This window comes from Nocardioides sp. (assembly GCF_036503465.1).
Classification (GTDB): domain Bacteria; phylum Actinomycetota; class Actinomycetes; order Propionibacteriales; family Nocardioidaceae; genus Nocardioides.
The window spans coordinates 1-16,173 of the sequence record NZ_DASXWU010000014.1 but is presented as its reverse complement, the minus strand read 5'-3'; the positions used below and the strand labels follow the sequence as shown (position 1 = coordinate 16,173).

The window sequence follows — 16,173 nt, the reverse complement described above, 5'->3', positions numbered from 1 at the left end:
TGCCACGAGGCGGGCGGGTGCGGCACCGTCGCGGCCACCCGCGATCAGCCCACTGTTGCCTGATCAAGCAATATCTTGAATGGATCGACCAGTCCCTCCGCCGAGGGCAGGTCGCCGGCTGACACCGGACCGGAGGAGCCGCATGACCGAGCAGGTGCAGCACGACGACGTCGCCGCAGTCCATCGACGTGGTGTCCGTATCGACATCGACCGACTGTCCCGGCAGGCCAGGCTCCGCAACCGCGACCAGCTGACACTCCTGGAGGACGTGTCGCTCACGCTGGCTGCCGGCGAGCTCGTCGCGATCGTCGGTCCCAGCGGCGCGGGCAAGACGACGCTGCTGGAGGCGGTGGCGGGCATCGCCCCGGCGAGCTCGGGCACGGTCCGTTTCGACGGCGTCGATGTGTATGAGAACCTCGGCACCTTCCGCAGCGTGCTGGGCTACGTGCCACAAGACGACATCATCCACGCCGACCTGCCCCTCGCGCGAACGCTCAGCTACGCGGCTCGGCTGCGGCTCCCGTCGTCGACCACGGCGGCGGAGATCGACAGCACGGTCCGAGACGCCCTCGAGGCCGTGGGCCTGACCGACCAGGCCCAGGTCCGGGTCGCGTCTCTGAGCGGCGGCCAGCGCAAGCGCGCCAGCATCGCCGTCGAGCTCCTCACCGACCCGCACGTCTTCTTCCTCGACGAGCCGACGTCGGGCCTCGACCCGATCACCGGCTCCGAGCTCGTCGGCCGGCTGCGTGAGCTCGCCAACCGATCGGCGACGGTCGTGTTCACCACGCACTCCGTCGACGACCTTGCGACTTGTGACCGAGTCGTGTGCGTGACGCGCGGCGGACGGCTCGGGTTCGTCGGCACCGTCGACCAGGCGCTGGCGCTGCACGGTGTCGGCTCGGTACACGAGCTCTATCGCTATGTGACCGATCCGGAGGGCACTCACCACCCGGACGCCGTGGTCGTGGCCGAGGCGGCACCGGAGGTGTCTGCCTCACCCATGAACAGGCGACCGGTGGCGAGCGGGCTCACGCAATGGGGTGTCCTGACCCGACGCACCATGGAGACCCTGGTGCGCAACCGCCTGACCCTTGCCATCCTGCTCGGGTCGCCGGCGATGGTCATCGGCATGTTCGCGGTCCTCTTCCAGCCGGGCGCCTTCGACTTCGGGGACCCGAGCCCGAGCTCTATGGTGATGGTCGGCTTCTGGGTCGTCTTCGCCGCCTTCTTCTTCGGACTCACCTATGGCTTGCTCCAGATCTGCACCGAGCGGGCGATCCTGCGCCGCGAACACCTTGTCGGACTGCGACTCGGCGCCTACGTCGCGTCCAAGGTGACGGTCCTGGTGCCGTTCCTCCTCGTGGTCGTCATCGGGATGCTGGGTGTGCTTCGCCTCCTGGACCGCCTGCCCAGCCGTTCGCTGTCGACGTACACCTCCATGGCGGTCGGCCTGACCCTGTGCTCCGTCGCGGCCCTCGGCCTCGGCCTGCTCACCTCCGCCACCGTCGAGACCGTGCCCCAGGCGACATTGGCCCTCCCGATGCTGTGCTTCCCAGCTGTGCTGTTCTCCGGCGCCATCCTCCCGGTGCACCTCATGGCGGGAACCGGCGCAGCCCTCAGCACGGTCATCCCCACCCGATGGGCGTTCGAGGCCATCGGCCGCGACCTCGGCGCGCGCCACATCCTCGCCGACGGCGGCTCGCCACTCGGCCCTCCGCTGCTTCAGTCCTACGGCAACGCGGGCACCCAGCCCATCGGCATCTACTGGCTCATCCTCGCGGCCTTCGCCGCCGTCTTCCTGGGGGCGACCTGGGCAGCACTGGTCCGCAGCGCACGGAAATCACAGCGCTGACTCATGGGAGTACGCCGACCGCGGCGAGCACCTCGGACTCGTTCCGGAACGCCTCCGGGTCGAGTGTCCCGAGTCGGGTGCGCATCGTCTCGACGAAGGCCCGGCGTGACTCCCCGTCCCACGTCGCGAGGCGCCGGCGGCTGGGTCCCATGTTGGTCATCCGGCTGATGAACCGTTCCGTATCCGGGTGATCTGACCATGCGAGTCGACGGGTCCGGATGTGGTCGAAGCCTGCCCGAGCGAGTACCTCCTCGAGCTTGCCGAGCGTGTCGATCGCCTCGCGATCCACAGCGGGCGGAGAAGTAGCAGGGGGCGCGCCGAATTCGTCGAGTGCATCCATCCAGATCTGCTCGGACGGCGTACCGCGGGTCCGGCCCCACCCTGCCACCGCGACGGCGCCACCTTGCCGCAGCACTCGAGCCACTTCTCCGAACATCAGGTCGGGTTCCTCGATGTACTGCAGGACGAAGGTCACGAACACAGCGTCGAAAGCCTCCGACCCGAACGGCAGACGACTCGCATCGGCAACCACGCGAATGCCGAGGCGCGCCCGACGCACCATGCCTTCGGCGCGGTCGGAGACGACCACGCGAGCCCGTGGGGCCGCGGCCTGCAGGACGGGCGCCAGCGAACCCACTCCGCCGCCGACGTCCAACACGGCCAGGGCCTCGGCCAGCGGCACCATCGCGACCAGTTGCCGGTTCGCAGGCATCAACACCTGCGCCCAGTGGGTCTCGTACTCCGCTGCCACCGACGAGAACAAGTCGGCAAGAGGCAAGCCCATGGCCGCAGAATAAGAACACTCTCGGGTCTGATCCCAGAGCACTTCGGGTCAGGTGGGAACCATTCGCGCTCAACTGCGTCTTCACCGGATGAGGGGAAGGGACCGGGAATGGAGGACGACGTGACCGAGGTTGCGACCGCAACGCGGACCACCGCGGACCACGCCTGGTTCTCGGAGCAGGTGGAGTCGACGCTGCCCGAGCTGTACGGCGCCGCGGCCCGGTTGTGCCGCAGCCGCGCCGACGCCGAGGATCTGGTCGCCGAGTCGCTGACCAAGGCCTGGCAGGGCCTGCCCTCACTCCGCCGCCGCGAGGCGTTCCGATGCTGGGTTCTCCAGATCGTCGCCAACACATACTTCTCGCAGTACCGCAGGGCGCGCACCGGTCCCGAGATCGACAACGTGGGTGCGGATGCAGCCGACTTCTCGCTCTTCGAGAGGCTGCACCAACCCATCCTGCTGTGGTGGGGGAACCCGGAGCAGGAGTTCCTCAACGGCCTCCTGCGCGAGGACCTCCAGCGTGCACTCGACCAGCTTCCGGCCCAGTACCGGACCGTGGTCGTCCTCGTGGACATCCAGGAGATGCGCTATCGAGATGTCGCCGACTGTCTCGAGATCCCTGTCGGGACCGTCCGATCGCGCCTGGCCCGGGGAAGGGGGCTGCTGCAGCAGCACCTCTGGCAACACGCCCTCCAGGCGGGACTACGCCCAGATGGCACAGATGAAGGAGAGACGCCTTGACGCATCTCGAGATCCAGAACTGCGAGGACGCGCTGCGGGTGCTCGCCGAGCACCTGGACCAGGAGCTGGACGAGCATCTCGACAGGCAGCTCCTGGAGCACCTCGACAGCTGCCGGTCGTGCTACTCCCGCTCGGAGTTCGATCGACGGCTCAAGGCTCAGGTCAAGGACCTGGGGCGCGAACCGGTGCCCGGAACAGTCGTCGACCGCGTCCATGAACTGCTGCGCGAGTTCGCGCTGCCCCCCATCGTTTGACCGACACCACCCAACCCATCTGAGAGGACCAGCCATGGTCGTGATCACCTCTGACCAACGCGACGTCATCTTCGACGCCGTGCAGGCGATGTACACGTCGGTCGCCCGCGACCCGAGCAAGGGCTACCACTTCCCGACCGGTCGTCTCGCGACCGAGTACGTCGGCTATCCAGCCGAGCTGCTCGACCGGCTGCCGGCGGCGGCGGTCGAGTCCTTCGCCGGGGTCGGCTACCCGTTCGCAGCCGACGTGATCGCCGCCGGCGACACCGTGCTCGACATCGGCTCCGGGTCCGGCACCGACCTGCTGCTGGCGGCACTGGCCGTCGGTCCGAGCGGCCGAGCCCTGGGCTTGGACATGACCGAGGCAATGCGCGAGAAGGCCCTGGCCAACGCTCGCGCGGCCGGCATGCCGAACGTCGAAGTGCTCGCGGGAAACGCGGAGCACTTCCCTCTACCCGACCAGTCCGTCGACGTGGTCACCAGCAACGGGGTGATCAACCTGGTGCCCGACAAGCGGGCGGTGATCACCGAGATCTACCGAGTGCTCAGGCCCGGCGGCCGGGTGCAGATCGCCGACATCGTCGTCAACGACCTGCCGTCGGCAGCATGCCGCGCCAAGCCGCAGCTGTGGGCCGAGTGCATCGTCGGTGCCACCACCCAGGCCGACTACTTGCACATGTTCATCGATGTCGGCTTCGTCCACGTGGAACACCTGGGCGATCTCGACTACTTCGCCGCCAGCAGCAGCGCGTCGACCCGCAGCACCGCCGACGGGTTCGGCGCCCACAGCATGGTCATGCGCGCCCACAAGCCCGAGTAGTGCCCACAGCCCGAAGTACCGCCCACTCTCCAGGAGACCGTCATGACCACGTCGACCGACCACGTCGAGCGCAACGGCGTCAACATCACCCAGCTCACCCAGACCGTCGGCGCGATCCAGGGGGAGCCGTCGATCGCAGAGTTCCGCTTCCGGGCCACCACCAGCTGGCAAGGCGGCGGGCGGAGCAGGACCGAGATCGGGGGCTTCTACGGCGCCGGCGGCGAAGACACCACCCGGACCGCGCCGTTCACGCTCGTCGGCGACGAGCCACCCGTCCTGCTCGGCGGCAACTCAGGGCCGAACGCCGTCGAGGTCGTCCTACACTCGCTCACCTCGTGCCTCACGGTCGGGTTCGTCTACAACGCCGCCGCCAGGGGCATCACGGTGCGCAGCCTGGATTTCGACATCGAGGGTGAACTCGACCTGCACGCCTTCCTCGGCCTCTCGGATGACACCCGGCCGGGCTACCAGCACATCGCGATCGAATACCACGTCGACGCCGATGTCTCGGACGAGCAGATCGACGAGCTGTGCAACTACGTGCAGCGCACCTCGCCGGTGCTCGACATCGTCCGCAACCCCGGTCGAGGTCACCGTCGCACGCAAACGCTGACGACGCCTGCGCGGCCCGACGTTCCATCGTCGGGTCGCGCAGTCAGCCGGGTGATGTCGCGGGAGCCACGTGGTCGCTGTTCTTGCTCTCACGCATGTGATCGTGAAGGCCCAGATATCGCTCCGGGTGTGGTCGACGCCCGCCTTCCTGCGTGAGCCACTGTCGCGCCAGGTCGCGTCCGACTCGTGTCAGCTCGCGGGCTCGGCCGAAGTCGATCGGAGAGACGTGGAGCGGGCAGGGTGTGGGCAGCACGATCAGATCGACCCGGTCGGCATAGAAGGCGACGTCGGCGGCGAGACGTTGGTGCGTGAGCAGAGTGAGTGCGTGAGTCGCGACCCCCCAGGGGGTGCGTGGAAGGTGGGTGAGTGCGCAGGCGTATCCGGAGGTGAGGACGTAGACGGTGTCGGCGCCGGCGAGCACCGCCTGGGAAACTGCGGAGTTGTTCGCCAGACCTCCGTCGACGAGCACCTTGTCCTCGTGGATGACCGGAGGGAAGACGGCTGGGATGGCGCAACTGGCCAGCACCGCACGACGTGCGTCGCCCGTGCTCAGGGCTACCTCGCGGCCGGTCAACAGATCGGTTGTGACAACGACCAAGGGGATCGGGGCGTCCTCCAGGGCGTCGTACTGCAGGTGTTGGTCCAGAAGGGCACGGAGTCCTCGGTCGGAGCAGACGCCGGTGCTGCTCCCCGCCAGCGCAGTGAGTGTCTGCCGCGGAGCCAAGCTGAACACCGTCCGCGCCCGAAGGCGTGCCCATACACCGCCCAGGGCGTCGAGCCCGTCGGCATCCGGGCCGTGGCCGGCGATGAAAGCGCCGTTGAGGGCGCCGGCCGAGGTGCCGACGAGCAAGTCAGGCTGGATGTGGAAGTCGGCCAGCGCCTGCAGCATGCCGACCTGGATTGCGCCGAGGCTGCCCCCACCGGACAGCACGAATGCCGTGGTCACGGCTTCTCGGTCTCGACATCGCGTCGCCTGAAGCCCGCCGGAGCGCTTGCTGCCGCGCGGAACACCAGGAAGGGAAGAGCGATGTTCGTCAGGAAGGCAACCAGCGTGTGCCGTGTCGTCGCGGTCATGGCGTCTTCCTCTCCGTGCGTCACGAAGCGGCCCGCCCTGCATCTGAAGCCGTGAACCCGCCGTGCATCCGGAGTGTCCGGTCGAGGACGATTCGAAAATTCGTCGTCACTGATGGGTGTGGGAGGTCGGCAGGTTCTTACCCGGCGTCGTCGGGGAGACCGCAAGGACTTGCGTCCGAGCACGCGCGCGCAGCTGGCGAATCCGGCCTCGAGATGTCCGCGCGTCGGCTGTGGCGGATCACGACCGAACGGGATCCGCCGTCAGCGCGTGGCCAGGGTCATCTCGTGAGACTGCGGCGGTGCGGGTATCGAGTATCGACGCTGAGCTTGTCGTAGATGAGGCTGGATGTGAGTGGGGCGGTTCGGGGAGGTTTGCCGCACTCTCACGTCCGGTCTCGGGGCCGCCGGGAGCGCTCATGGAATCGGGTGTGAGATTCGGTCGAGCACGTCGGTGAGGGTGCTGGTGGCCGACAAGAACGGCGAGTGGTTCGAGTCCAAGACGATGGGCTCTGTGCCGAGTCGCCGCACGGAGACCGCGTGCAGGAACGCCGGGGTGATGGCCCGGTCGTGTTGGCCGGCGATGACGAATCGGCGTCCTGGCGGGAGTTGTTGCAGGGGATACGGACGATCCCACAACGAACTCGAGTTCTGTGCTCGAAGGCGGTCGAAGGCCCAGGCCGCGTCGCGCGGCGTACACATCCCGTAGAAGGTCGTCACCGCCTCGTCGCGGGAGTCGAAGTAGACCGCGCCGTCCCTTCGGGTCACTGTGGCGTACGCATCAGCGGCGCCCATCTCGGGTGCCTGGTCCCACGGCATGCCGTCGACATTGGGAACGACGGGGCACAAGAAGACCGCTGCCTGCACGGGTCGGCAAGCGATGACCAGTGGTATCACCATCCCACCCAGCGAATGCCCGACGAGAACGATGCTGCGGCCGGGTTCGTCCGGCCATGCCGCGAGCACTGCGTCGCGGTAGGTGAGAAAGGTCGCGCCGCCGTCCTCGACGGGCAGGTCCATCGTGACGACATCGTGGCCGAGGGCCCGCAGCCGGGGCTCCAGGCGTTCCCAGCACCAGGACCCATGCCAGGCGCCGTGGACGAGCACGAACATAGCCATCTCCGAACGTTAGGGCGGTGCACAGCGAACATGAACGGTCCAGAAGGCCCGCACCCGACGCTCCAGCAAGATGACTCAGGGGGTGCGGCGCCTGCGTGGCCACGGTGAGCGGACGTACTGGCGACTGCGGGTCGTGAATGATGGGGCGACGTGACCCATTCCCATCGTGCGCCTTCCGGGGACGATCTCCGTATCGGTCGGGGTGTTCGGCTTGCGCTGCTCGCGGCTTTGGCGGTTGTGGGGGTGGTGACGGTCACGGGTGTGATCTTGCTGTGGCCCGACGGCACCAAGCTCGCTGCCATCCGGCAGCACACCCCCTTTGCCGCGCCGGGGGTGACAACCACGACGGCCCGCGTCACCCGCGTCGCGCCTGCCTGCAAGGGCGCGGACCAGGCAGGCGAGAGCGCAGGTGGTTGCGGGACCATCGAGGTGCGGGTGCTGGCAGGAGCAGGTGCGGGTGACCGGGCAGAGGTGCGGATCGCACCGGAGGTCACCGCCTCCGGGATCGGCGCCGGTGACGTGGTCCAGCTGGTTCGGACGCCGGCGCAGCACGGCCAGCCGGCGTCCTACACCTACGACACGACCCGCCGCACATCCTCGTTGTTGTGGTTGACGGTCGGGTTCGTTCTGGTCGTCCTGGCAGTGGCACGCCTTCGCGGCATGATGGCGCTCATCGGTCTGGGCTTCGGCGCGTTGACGATCTACTACTTCCTGGTCCCAGCGCTGTTGGTGGGTGAGCCGCCGATCCTGGTGGCGGTGGTGGCCGCCTCGGCGATCATGTTCGTGGTGCTCTACACCACGCACGGTCCCAGCCTGCGGACCAGCACGGCGCTGGCGGGCACGCTGGTCGGAATCGTGCTCACGGCGGCCCTGTCGGTGCTGTCGGTGGGGTACACCCACCTGACCGGGATCGCCGACGAGACCGGGGGCATGGTGTCGACGTTCGCGGCAGGGCTGGACTTCCAGGGCCTCTTGGTGTGCGGCGTCATCCTGGCTGGGCTCGGCGTTCTCAACGACGTGACGATTACCCAGGCCTCCTCGGTGTGGGAGCTGCGTGCTGCCTCGGCTTCGGGCACCCAGATGTCGCGGCGCCGACTGTTCGTCAGTGCGATGCGGATCGGCCGGGACCACATTGCCTCGACGATCTACACGATTGCGTTCGCCTACGCCGGTGCGTCTCTGGCTGTTCTGCTGCTGTTGACCATCTACGACCGGCCTCTGATCCAGCTGATCTCCAGTGAGTCCCTCGCCGAGGAGATCGCCCGCACCCTGGTCACTGCGACCGGTCTGATCCTGGCTGTACCGGTCACCACCGCCATCGCGACGCTGGTGGCCTCGGCCGCGCCGGACCAGGCAACGAGCCCTCTCGAGTCCCGACCGGAGTGATGGGGCTGCGCCGATCACTTCCAAGCCAGCTGGTGACCCAGATCGTCGACAGAGATGCCCTGTGCGTTCGCGACTCGCTCGAGCGTCGCGAAGACCTTGCCGTGGACATCGCTGACGTACTGGTCCGGGCTCGCCTTGTCGGGGTCGTGTAGGTAGGCGTCGTGTTCGTGCGCGGGCCTGACCGTGACGACAACCGAAGCGGTTCCATCGGTGCAGGTGAACTTCGCGTCTCCGGGTGGATGACAGGTCCAGCCGGGGGCAGCCAGGGACACGGGCAGCTGCTCGGGTGCTGTGGTACCTGCCGACAGAGAAGCAGCCCGCATGCTCTTCTTGCACTCGGCGGTGATGCGTGCCGGGCTCCCCTGATGCGCGGCCCGGCGGGCAAGCCTCTCCTTGACGGCCCTGCTGACGGGACCGCCTGCGCTCGGGGTCGGGATGGTCGCGAGTTTTCGTTGCGATGCAGCCGGCGTCGGGCAGTTCGTGGGGGACGGTGGCGCACCGGAGGAGGTCGCGGAGTCGGGATCCGTCGCGACGCCGGGGGTGGGGGAGGCGGAGCCGAGCGAGACGTCGAGCTGAGTCCCGACCGCGATCAGTGCGACCACGCCGGCCGAGGCCGCGAGCGCTCCCCACAGGCGCCGCCGTCTGCGGAGGCGTGACCCCGCCCGGATACCGTCGGCAGCTCGGGCCTCCAGGTCTGGGTGTACGTCGAGAACCCGGTCTCGCAACAGTCGCTCCAGATGCCTCACATTGGTCTCGTGCTCGCTCATGACGGGGTCCTCTCGTCGAGTTCCAGCAGTGGACGCAGCTTTCCCAGAGCCCGCCGCGCACGGGTCTTCACCACCGACTCGGTGAGCCCCAGATCCACCGCGGTGTCAGCCACGCTGCGGTCCTCCCAGTAGCGCAGCACGACGACTGCCCGCTTGAGGGCCGAGAGCGTCGCCAACGCGTCCAAGACGTCCAGGCGCCTGGCGGCATCGCCGTCGGTCGCCGGGAGCTCGCCGCGGGAGGCAATCTCGGTGGGCACCTCGGCGTTGCGTCTCAGGCGACGATGCGAGATGTAGACGTGGAGGAGTGTGGTCCGGGCATAGGCGAGCGGGTCCTGCTCCACCCGTTTCCATGCCAGGTACACCTTCGCGTAAGTGACCTGTAGGAGGTCCTCGGCCAGGAGCCGGTCCCCGGTCAGCAGGACTGCGGCGCGCTCCAGCCGTGTCCCAGCCCCTTGCACGAACGCCGTGAACTCCGTCTCGGCGCGTGACTCCCTCATACCCCTATTGGACGCCGTGGACCCGCTGCCGGGTGACACGTCGTTCGCACCGGATTGTGCACGCGAGCGGCGCGCCTCAGTGGGTCAGAACTTGAGGGCTCCGGTGAGCGGCAGTCGCAGCGTGCTGGGTTGCTGGGGGCTGGTGGTGACGGTGACGGTCTGTGGGGCCGCATTGTCGGCGTACGCCGCGTCGCTGGCCGCGATCACGACCCGTATCCGGTGCCCAGCGGGGAACTGTTGGACGACCCCGGGGAGAGCGACGTCGACAGGTCGGTTGACGTCTGCGACCCGTGCGGGGGAGATCAGGCGGTTCTTCAATGTCTGGGTGCCGTCCGGGGCGACGTCGTAGATCTTGGCGAAGAGAATCAGCTGTCCTGCCGGACCTGCGGTCTGGCTGAGGGCGGCGCTGGGTGACTGGAGGTGGAGGGTCACGTGGGGCGAGCCGACAAGTGCCACGCTCTTCGCCAGCGGTGGACTGGTGAAGGCCGCGTACGTCCCGGGCTGGTCCGAGGGCGGGTTGTTCACCTGGTTGCCTTCGAGCCCGGAGGTCTCGGAGTAGGAGGTGGGAACCTCGGACGCGTTGGCGTAGCTTGCGGACCCGGCGAGGATCTGGTCCTGGGACGGCGTGAGCGCATCCGAGCCGGAGAAGTACAGGGTCGCGGTGGGTTGCTCGGAGAACGTCGAGCTCGTGGCGTAGGCCTTCGCGACAGCGGCGCCGGCTTTGGCAGGCGAGGTGTCGTAGGGCACCCAGTCGCGGAAGTAGGAGAAGAGCGGCCCGACCGGAGCGCTGTCGTCCCCGGCGACGTAGTGGTTCATCCAGTCCAGGAACCGGTTGCCCAGGTAGGAGTCGCGCAGAGACGCGGCGTTGAAGTCGAGCTCGCCCGGCGCGGGTGTGCCGTCGGAGTGGCCCCACGACTGCCACACCATCCTGACCGGTGTGCCCTGGGACCGAAGGGCGTGGAACGTGGACACTGCCTCTTGCAGGTTGAACAGCGTGTCCTTCTCGCCCTGGACCAGCAGGGTCGGTGCCTTCACCTTGTCGGCGTACGTCGCGACCGAGGCATGGCGGGCCAGCGCCAGGGTGGCGTCGTCGGGGTAGCCGGCGGTGCTCAGCTGGGCGGCCGACGTGCACGCCTGGTCGGTGAAGTTGGGGCAGCCGACGTCACGGGTGGGGTCGACCTGCGCACCCTGGACGCCGTCGACGACGCCCTCACCGAAGAACAGATCGATCCACTCCTTCTTCGCCACGCCCGGCGTGTCGTAGGTGACCCCGTGGGCGAGGCTGGTGTTGTTCGGCGCCAGTGAGTAGGAGAGGTCGTTCCAGGTGATCAGCGGGATCAGCGCGTCCACCCGCGGGTCCTGCATCGCGACCGCGTACTGGATCTCGCCGCCGTACGAGCCTCCGATCATGCCGACGCGGGGGTCGCCGGGGGAGTTCTGCGCCACGTAGTCGATCCGACCGGTCTGACCGGTGGTCTCGTCGGTGAAGGACCTCGTCCCGGCCAGGACGTCGACCATCTGGCTGCCCGCCCTGCCGTCCCAGTCCGGGTCGTCGAGGGTGATCTTGCAGCCGGAGCCGCCGAATCCGAGCCCGGAGTAGGAGAGGACGACGTAACCCGCCTGGGCGAAGCCCTTGCCGATGGCTGCCTGGTTGCTGTCGTCCTTGCTGCCGCCGAACCCGTTGGTGGTCAGGATCGCCGGCGCCGGGTCGGCGGCGGAGACGCCGTCGGGCCGGTACACGTCAGCGGTGATGCCGCACGGCTGGTCGCCGTTCGGGCCGATCATGACGTCGACATGAACGTGCTCGAGCGAGTAGCCGACGCCGGTCGCTTGCGCACGGCCCGCCGATGCGAGCCCCGACAGGACCAGGGCGGCCGCGCCGAGGGCGGCGATGATGGCGGGTCGGCCTCGTCTCACGGTGATCTCGCTTCGCTGAGGTCAGTGGCCTCGGTCGGATCGACGGTGGTGACGTCGATTCCTTCGCGGACCACGGGACGCTGTGTCCCTCTCGACAGCCAAACGAACCCGTACCTCGACGGTTACGCCGAGACGCTGCGGCACCCAGTGGGCGTCAGACCACTGCTGCGGTCGCGGACGAAGCGCTCTAGGCTTTGAATGCGGTCCGGCGGTGGGCCGCCCGTGACGGAGCGGACGTCGCCATGGACGAGACCACCAAGAGCTCAGAAATCACGCTGCCGGATCTGCTGGGGGCCTTCTCCTTGGCGACCGACCTGGGGCTCGGGCAGCCGATGTCGCACCTGCTCAGGTCGTGGCAGATCTCGGTCCGGCTCGCCGAGCGGATGCGTGCACCCGTCGATCGTCCCGACCTGTTCTACGTCGCGATGCTGGCGTGGGTGGGGTGTGTGGCCGACGCTCCCGAGGTAGCGGCGAACTTCGGAGACGACATCGTGTTCCGCGCCGACTCCTACGACGTCGACCTCGGCGGGATGGCGGCCCTGGCCTTCTTTCTCAGCCATGCGGGTGCCGGTGGGTCGCTCGGGCAACGCGCGCGGTCGATCAGCGCGCTGCTGGCCTCGGGTGGGAGTCGGGTCGCCCAGGGCATTCAGGGTCACTGCCTGGTGACCTCGGTCCTGGCCGAGGACCTCGGCCTGGGCACCGACGTCGCCACCGCACTCCGTCAGTTCTTCGCCCGCTGGGACGGGCAAGGGGTCCCGCGTCGCCTCGGCGGCACCGACATCGCCCTACCCGTACGCATCTTCCACCTCGCTGACGTCGTCGAGGTCTACGACCGGCGCGGCGGAGTCCCGGGTGCGGTGCGCGAAGCCCGTCGGCGCCGCGGACGACAGTTCGACCCCGAGATCGTCGACGTCTTCAGCGACGCCGCGGACGACATCCTGCGCGACGTCCCCGACGTGTACGACGCCTCCGGTCGCATCGTGGCCGAGCCCGAGCTCGCGGTGCCGTTGACCCACGCCGAGCTCGACCACGCTCTGACCGCGCTGGCGGACTTCACCGACCTGCGTTGCCCGACCCGGGCCGGTCACTCGCGACGCGTCTCCGAGCTCGCCGTGGCCGCTGCCGGCCACCTGCGCCTGTCGTCGGAGGAGACCATCACGCTCGGCCGAGCCGGCCTGGTCCACGACGTCGGGCTGCACGGCGTACCCGCCACCATCCTGATGAAGGAGACGCCGCTCACCGCGAGCGAGCAGGAGCGACTTCGGGCGAGCTCCTACTACACCGAGCGGGTGCTCGCCCGACCACCCGCGTTGGCCCGGGTCGGGGCCGTCGCCGCGTTGGCACACGAACGGCTGGACGGCACCGGCCATCACCGAGGACTTCAGGGCTCAGCCATACCGCTCCCCGGTCGAGTACTCGCGACCGCATGCGCGTTCGCCGAGCTCGTCGCACCCCGCACGCACGGCCCCGGGCGGACCGTGAAGGAGGCGGCTGCTCGTCTCCGCTCCGAGGCCACGGCCGGCCGCCTCGACCCCGCTGCCACCGACGCTGTCCTCGCTGCCGCCGGCGCCGGAACCCGGCGACCGACCCCAGGGCCGGCGGGTCTCACTGCCCGGGAGGTCGAGGTGCTCCTCCTCATCGCCCGCGGTGCCGCCACCCGCGACGTGGCCCACCAGCTCGGCATCAGCCAGAAGACCGCCGGCACCCACATCGAACGCATCTACACCAAGACCGGCTCCCACTCCCGCTCCACGGTCACCATCTTCGCGCTCCGGAACGGGCTGCTCGACCCGCTCGATTTGTAGGGAGTTCACCCGACGACGGCGCCTCCCTTCGTCCCTAGCGTGCGAGCTGCTGGATTCGACAGCAGACCCGACTGAGGGAGGAAGCCATGTCCACGAAGGCCGTCGTCAACCTGTCCACCGGGATGGAAGACCCCGAGAAGGTGATGATCGCGTACCTGGTGGCCGTAGGGGCCGCCGAGAACGGGCGCGAGACCCTGATGTTCCTGACCAAGGAAGCCGTCCGGCTCGCGCTGCCCGGCGTCGCGCTGGGCACGTCGTGCGCAGGCTGCCCCCCGATCGAGGACCTCGCCAAGCGATTCGAGGCCGCAGGCGGCAAGTACTACGTGTGCCCCATCTGCTTCAACGCCAAGGAGCTTGACGCCGAGCAGCTCATCGAGGGGGCCGAGCTCAACGGCACAGTCCCGATGTGGAACTGGATCGGCGATGAGCCCGCCACCACGTTCAGCTACTGACCGCGCGTCCCCATCGCAAGAGGAGATCCGATGAACGACACCGTCACCAGACGGCTCGACACCGCAGACCTCGAAGCCAGGGTCAAGTCGATGTACGAGCTGGTGGCCCTCGAACCGGACCAGCCCTTCCACTTCGAGACCGGCCGCGGACTCGCCGAACACCTCGGCTACCCCGTAGCCGGCCTCGACGCCATCCCGGCCGAGGCCATCGCGTCGTTCGCCGGCGTCGGGTACTTCCTCGACCTGGCCGACCTCGCGTCCGGCGAGACGGTGCTCGACCTGGGCAGCGGCAGCGGAACCGACAGCTTGCTGGCTGCCCGCTCCGTCGGATCCACCGGCACAGTCACGGGCGTCGACATGACGAGGGCCCAGCTGGCGAAGGCCACACAGCTGGCCGACGAAGCGGACTTCGGAAATGTCGAGTTCGTCGAGGGCTACATCGAGCGGCCGCCGGCCACGGCCGGCTCCGTGGACTGCGTCATCTCCAACGGCGTCATCAACCTGTCCGCCGACAAGCCGGCCGTCTTCCGCAGCGCCGCGGCAGCTCTGCGGCCAGGCGGGCGGCTCGCGATCGCCGACATCGTCAGCGCCACGCAGCTTCCCGAGGGCGTGACGTGTGACGCGTCCTTGTGGGCGGCGTGCATCGGCGGCGCCGCCCAACGCGACGACTACCTGGCGATGATCGAGGATGCCGGGTTCTCGGTGGAGACCGTCCGGGACAACGACTACCGCTTCGTCTCCGACCGCGCCGTCGGGGCGACGAGCGCCTACGGCGTGACCAGCGTGAGCATCCTCGCGCGTCGGACCTAGCCCAGCCAGCCGAAGGGGTCCGGCATGAAGGCACCGTCCCAGGTGGCGAAGCAGGCGGAGGACCACCCGACGCTGCCGCCGGGACCGGGAGAGCGGCTCGTCGGGTACGGGGTATTGGGACTGCCGTTCGCCTCCGGCCACGTCCTCGGTCTGCGCCGGTGGACCGCATCCTCGATCGGGGCGGGCTTCACCTCGGTCTGGCACCGGGACCCTGCCGGCCGCTGGACGTTCTACGAGTCGGCGGGCGCCGAAGCCGCGTGCACCCGGTACTTCGGCGACGAGGCGGACCAGGTGTACGTCGAGCGGATCGACCTGGCCTGGACGGGCGAGCGACAGCTACGAGTCCGCACGGTCGACAACGGCCACGTCGACTGGAGCATCGAGCTCGGAGCCACGCCGATGACCCGGTTGATGAGCCTCACCGGGGCGGGGCTCCCGATGCGGGCCTGGCAGTCGACCCGGGTGCTGGGCGCCCTGGGCCTCGCCGCCGGCCGGGTGCTGCGGGTGGGGACGGTGCGGCTCACCGGGGAGACCTCCAACGGCCAGCAGTTCGACGCCAACCCGCTGAAGATCTGGTCCGTGACCGCCAGCCACGCCGCGATCGACGGTGAGGACCTCGGACCGGTCGGTCCGCTGGCTGAGCAGGCACATCTGGCCGACTTCTACTTCCCGCAGCGCGGGATCTTCGCCGTCGGTCGCATCTTCGTCACCCCGCGGTCGGGAACCACGACCTCGACAGCCACCATCGGGCGGTCGCGGGAGACGGGCCGGACGATTTGAACGCGCCCGCCGACCTCCCGTAGAGTGACAGTCACCGACGCGGGGTGGAGCAGTTCGGTAGCTCGCTGGGCTCATAACCCAGAGGTCGCAGGTTCAAATCCTGCCCCCGCTACGAATTTCAGGCGCGGAACCTACGGGTTCCGCGCCTGAAAGGTTTGTGGGACTTGATCATGTGTCCACTTGGGGCCGGGTTAACCGGACTCAGCCGCAACGACGACGCCGTCTCTCGTGACGGTCGTGTCGACACGGTCTCGTGACTTCCCTGCCTGCTCCGGGATCTGCGGGTGCTCGTCATCGCTGGGTTCGGCCCAAGACTGCAGTCCTTGCTGAGCCGGGGACCGAGCCGAGGAAGCCCTGGCCTTGGTGCGCTGGCTGCATGGACCACCTCACGCAGCTCGCCCAGTTCACCACCGACGACGCCCGCACCCTGCTGCCTCAGTGGCAGGCGGCGATGCGCGCCGAGGCCAAGGCTCCCGGCACGATCGACACCTACACCCACGGCCTGAACG

Annotated in this window: 17 protein-coding genes and 1 tRNA gene; 11 read left to right on the top strand and 7 right to left on the bottom strand. The window is 68.7% G+C overall.

Annotated features, from left to right (window positions below; all coding sequences use genetic code 11):
* The first annotated feature begins 142 nt into the window (after positions 1–142).
* A complete protein-coding gene (locus tag VGK78_RS01620) occupies positions 143–1,852 on the top strand; it encodes an ATP-binding cassette domain-containing protein (RefSeq protein WP_331525516.1) in 1,710 nt (569 codons plus the stop codon).
* Between the two features lies 1 nt (position 1,853).
* Here the strand turns inward: VGK78_RS01620 and VGK78_RS01615 are convergent, their stop codons facing one another.
* Positions 1,854–2,636, bottom strand: a complete 783-nt coding sequence (locus VGK78_RS01615) for a class I SAM-dependent methyltransferase (protein WP_331525515.1) — start codon at positions 2,634–2,636, stop codon at positions 1,854–1,856.
* A 120-nt stretch (positions 2,637–2,756) separates the two neighbouring features.
* Between VGK78_RS01615 and VGK78_RS01610 the strand changes: the two genes are divergently transcribed.
* From VGK78_RS01610 to VGK78_RS01595, 4 genes are read left to right on the top strand one after another with little or no spacing between them, the layout of a single operon-like run.
* On the top strand, positions 2,757–3,374 hold the full coding sequence (locus VGK78_RS01610; protein ID WP_331525514.1) for an RNA polymerase sigma factor: 618 nt from the start codon (positions 2,757–2,759) through the stop codon (positions 3,372–3,374).
* Complete coding sequence (locus tag VGK78_RS01605; RefSeq protein WP_331525513.1) at positions 3,371–3,628, top strand: hypothetical protein; 258 nt, start codon at positions 3,371–3,373, stop codon at positions 3,626–3,628. Before VGK78_RS01610 ends, VGK78_RS01605 begins: the two co-directional genes overlap by 4 nt.
* Positions 3,629–3,662: 34 nt before the next feature.
* On the top strand, positions 3,663–4,448 hold the full coding sequence (locus VGK78_RS01600; protein WP_331525511.1) for a methyltransferase domain-containing protein: 786 nt from the start codon (positions 3,663–3,665) through the stop codon (positions 4,446–4,448).
* A 42-nt stretch (positions 4,449–4,490) separates the two neighbouring features.
* Positions 4,491–5,216, top strand: coding sequence for an OsmC family protein (locus VGK78_RS01595; protein ID WP_331525510.1), 726 nt, complete (start codon positions 4,491–4,493; stop codon positions 5,214–5,216).
* Here VGK78_RS01595 and VGK78_RS01590 read toward each other — a convergent pair.
* The 3 genes from VGK78_RS01590 to VGK78_RS01580 form a co-directional block, all read right to left on the bottom strand.
* Positions 5,104–6,006: a patatin-like phospholipase family protein gene (locus VGK78_RS01590; RefSeq protein ID WP_331525509.1), complete on the bottom strand. Its 903-nt coding sequence runs from the start codon at positions 6,004–6,006 to the stop codon at positions 5,104–5,106. The two genes, VGK78_RS01595 and VGK78_RS01590, sit on opposite strands and share 113 nt — an antisense overlap.
* Positions 6,003–6,134, bottom strand: a complete 132-nt coding sequence (locus VGK78_RS01585; RefSeq protein ID WP_331525508.1) for a hypothetical protein — start codon at positions 6,132–6,134, stop codon at positions 6,003–6,005. Before VGK78_RS01585 ends, VGK78_RS01590 begins: the two co-directional genes overlap by 4 nt.
* A 414-nt stretch (positions 6,135–6,548) precedes the next feature.
* Positions 6,549–7,244 (bottom strand): alpha/beta hydrolase, encoded by a 696-nt coding sequence (locus VGK78_RS01580; RefSeq protein ID WP_331525507.1) that lies wholly within the window; start codon positions 7,242–7,244, stop codon positions 6,549–6,551.
* Positions 7,245–7,511: 267 nt separating this feature from the next.
* On the opposite strand from VGK78_RS01580, the gene VGK78_RS01575 reads away from it, so the two are divergent.
* Entirely contained in the window at positions 7,512–8,636 is a 1,125-nt protein-coding gene (locus VGK78_RS01575) for a YibE/F family protein (protein ID WP_331525506.1), read from the top strand.
* Positions 8,637–8,650: 14 nt separating this feature from the next.
* Here VGK78_RS01575 and VGK78_RS01570 read toward each other — a convergent pair whose 3' ends face one another.
* The 3 genes from VGK78_RS01570 to VGK78_RS01560 all read right to left on the bottom strand — a co-directional run bounded on the left by VGK78_RS01570 (position 8,651) and on the right by VGK78_RS01560 (position 11,817).
* Positions 8,651–9,403 carry a hypothetical protein gene (locus VGK78_RS01570; RefSeq protein WP_331525505.1) on the bottom strand — a complete coding sequence of 251 codons (753 nt, stop codon included), beginning with the start codon at positions 9,401–9,403 and terminating at the stop codon, positions 8,651–8,653.
* Complete coding sequence (locus VGK78_RS01565; protein ID WP_331525503.1) at positions 9,400–9,900, bottom strand: SigE family RNA polymerase sigma factor; 501 nt, start codon at positions 9,898–9,900, stop codon at positions 9,400–9,402. Before VGK78_RS01565 ends, VGK78_RS01570 begins: the two co-directional genes overlap by 4 nt.
* Positions 9,901–9,984: 84 nt before the next feature.
* Positions 9,985–11,817 carry a CocE/NonD family hydrolase gene (locus tag VGK78_RS01560; RefSeq protein ID WP_331525502.1) on the bottom strand — a complete coding sequence of 611 codons (1,833 nt, stop codon included), beginning with the start codon at positions 11,815–11,817 and terminating at the stop codon, positions 9,985–9,987.
* A gap of 242 nt (positions 11,818–12,059) precedes the next feature.
* Between VGK78_RS01560 and VGK78_RS01555 the strand changes: the two genes are divergently transcribed.
* From VGK78_RS01555 to VGK78_RS01535, 5 genes are all read left to right on the top strand, one after another.
* A complete protein-coding gene (locus VGK78_RS01555) occupies positions 12,060–13,622 on the top strand; it encodes an HD domain-containing phosphohydrolase (RefSeq protein WP_331525501.1) in 1,563 nt (520 codons plus the stop codon).
* Positions 13,623–13,708: 86 nt separating this feature from the next.
* Positions 13,709–14,074: a DsrE family protein gene (locus tag VGK78_RS01550; protein WP_331525499.1), complete on the top strand. Its 366-nt coding sequence runs from the start codon at positions 13,709–13,711 to the stop codon at positions 14,072–14,074.
* 30 nt (positions 14,075–14,104) lie between these two features.
* Positions 14,105–14,884, top strand: a complete 780-nt coding sequence (locus VGK78_RS01545) for a methyltransferase domain-containing protein (RefSeq protein ID WP_331525498.1) — start codon at positions 14,105–14,107, stop codon at positions 14,882–14,884.
* 24 nt (positions 14,885–14,908) lie between these two features.
* Positions 14,909–15,664, top strand: a complete 756-nt coding sequence (locus VGK78_RS01540) for a hypothetical protein (RefSeq protein ID WP_331525497.1) — start codon at positions 14,909–14,911, stop codon at positions 15,662–15,664.
* A gap of 38 nt (positions 15,665–15,702) precedes the next feature.
* Positions 15,703–15,776, top strand: a tRNA-Met gene (locus VGK78_RS01535).
* Positions 15,777–16,173: the final 397 nt, after the last annotated feature.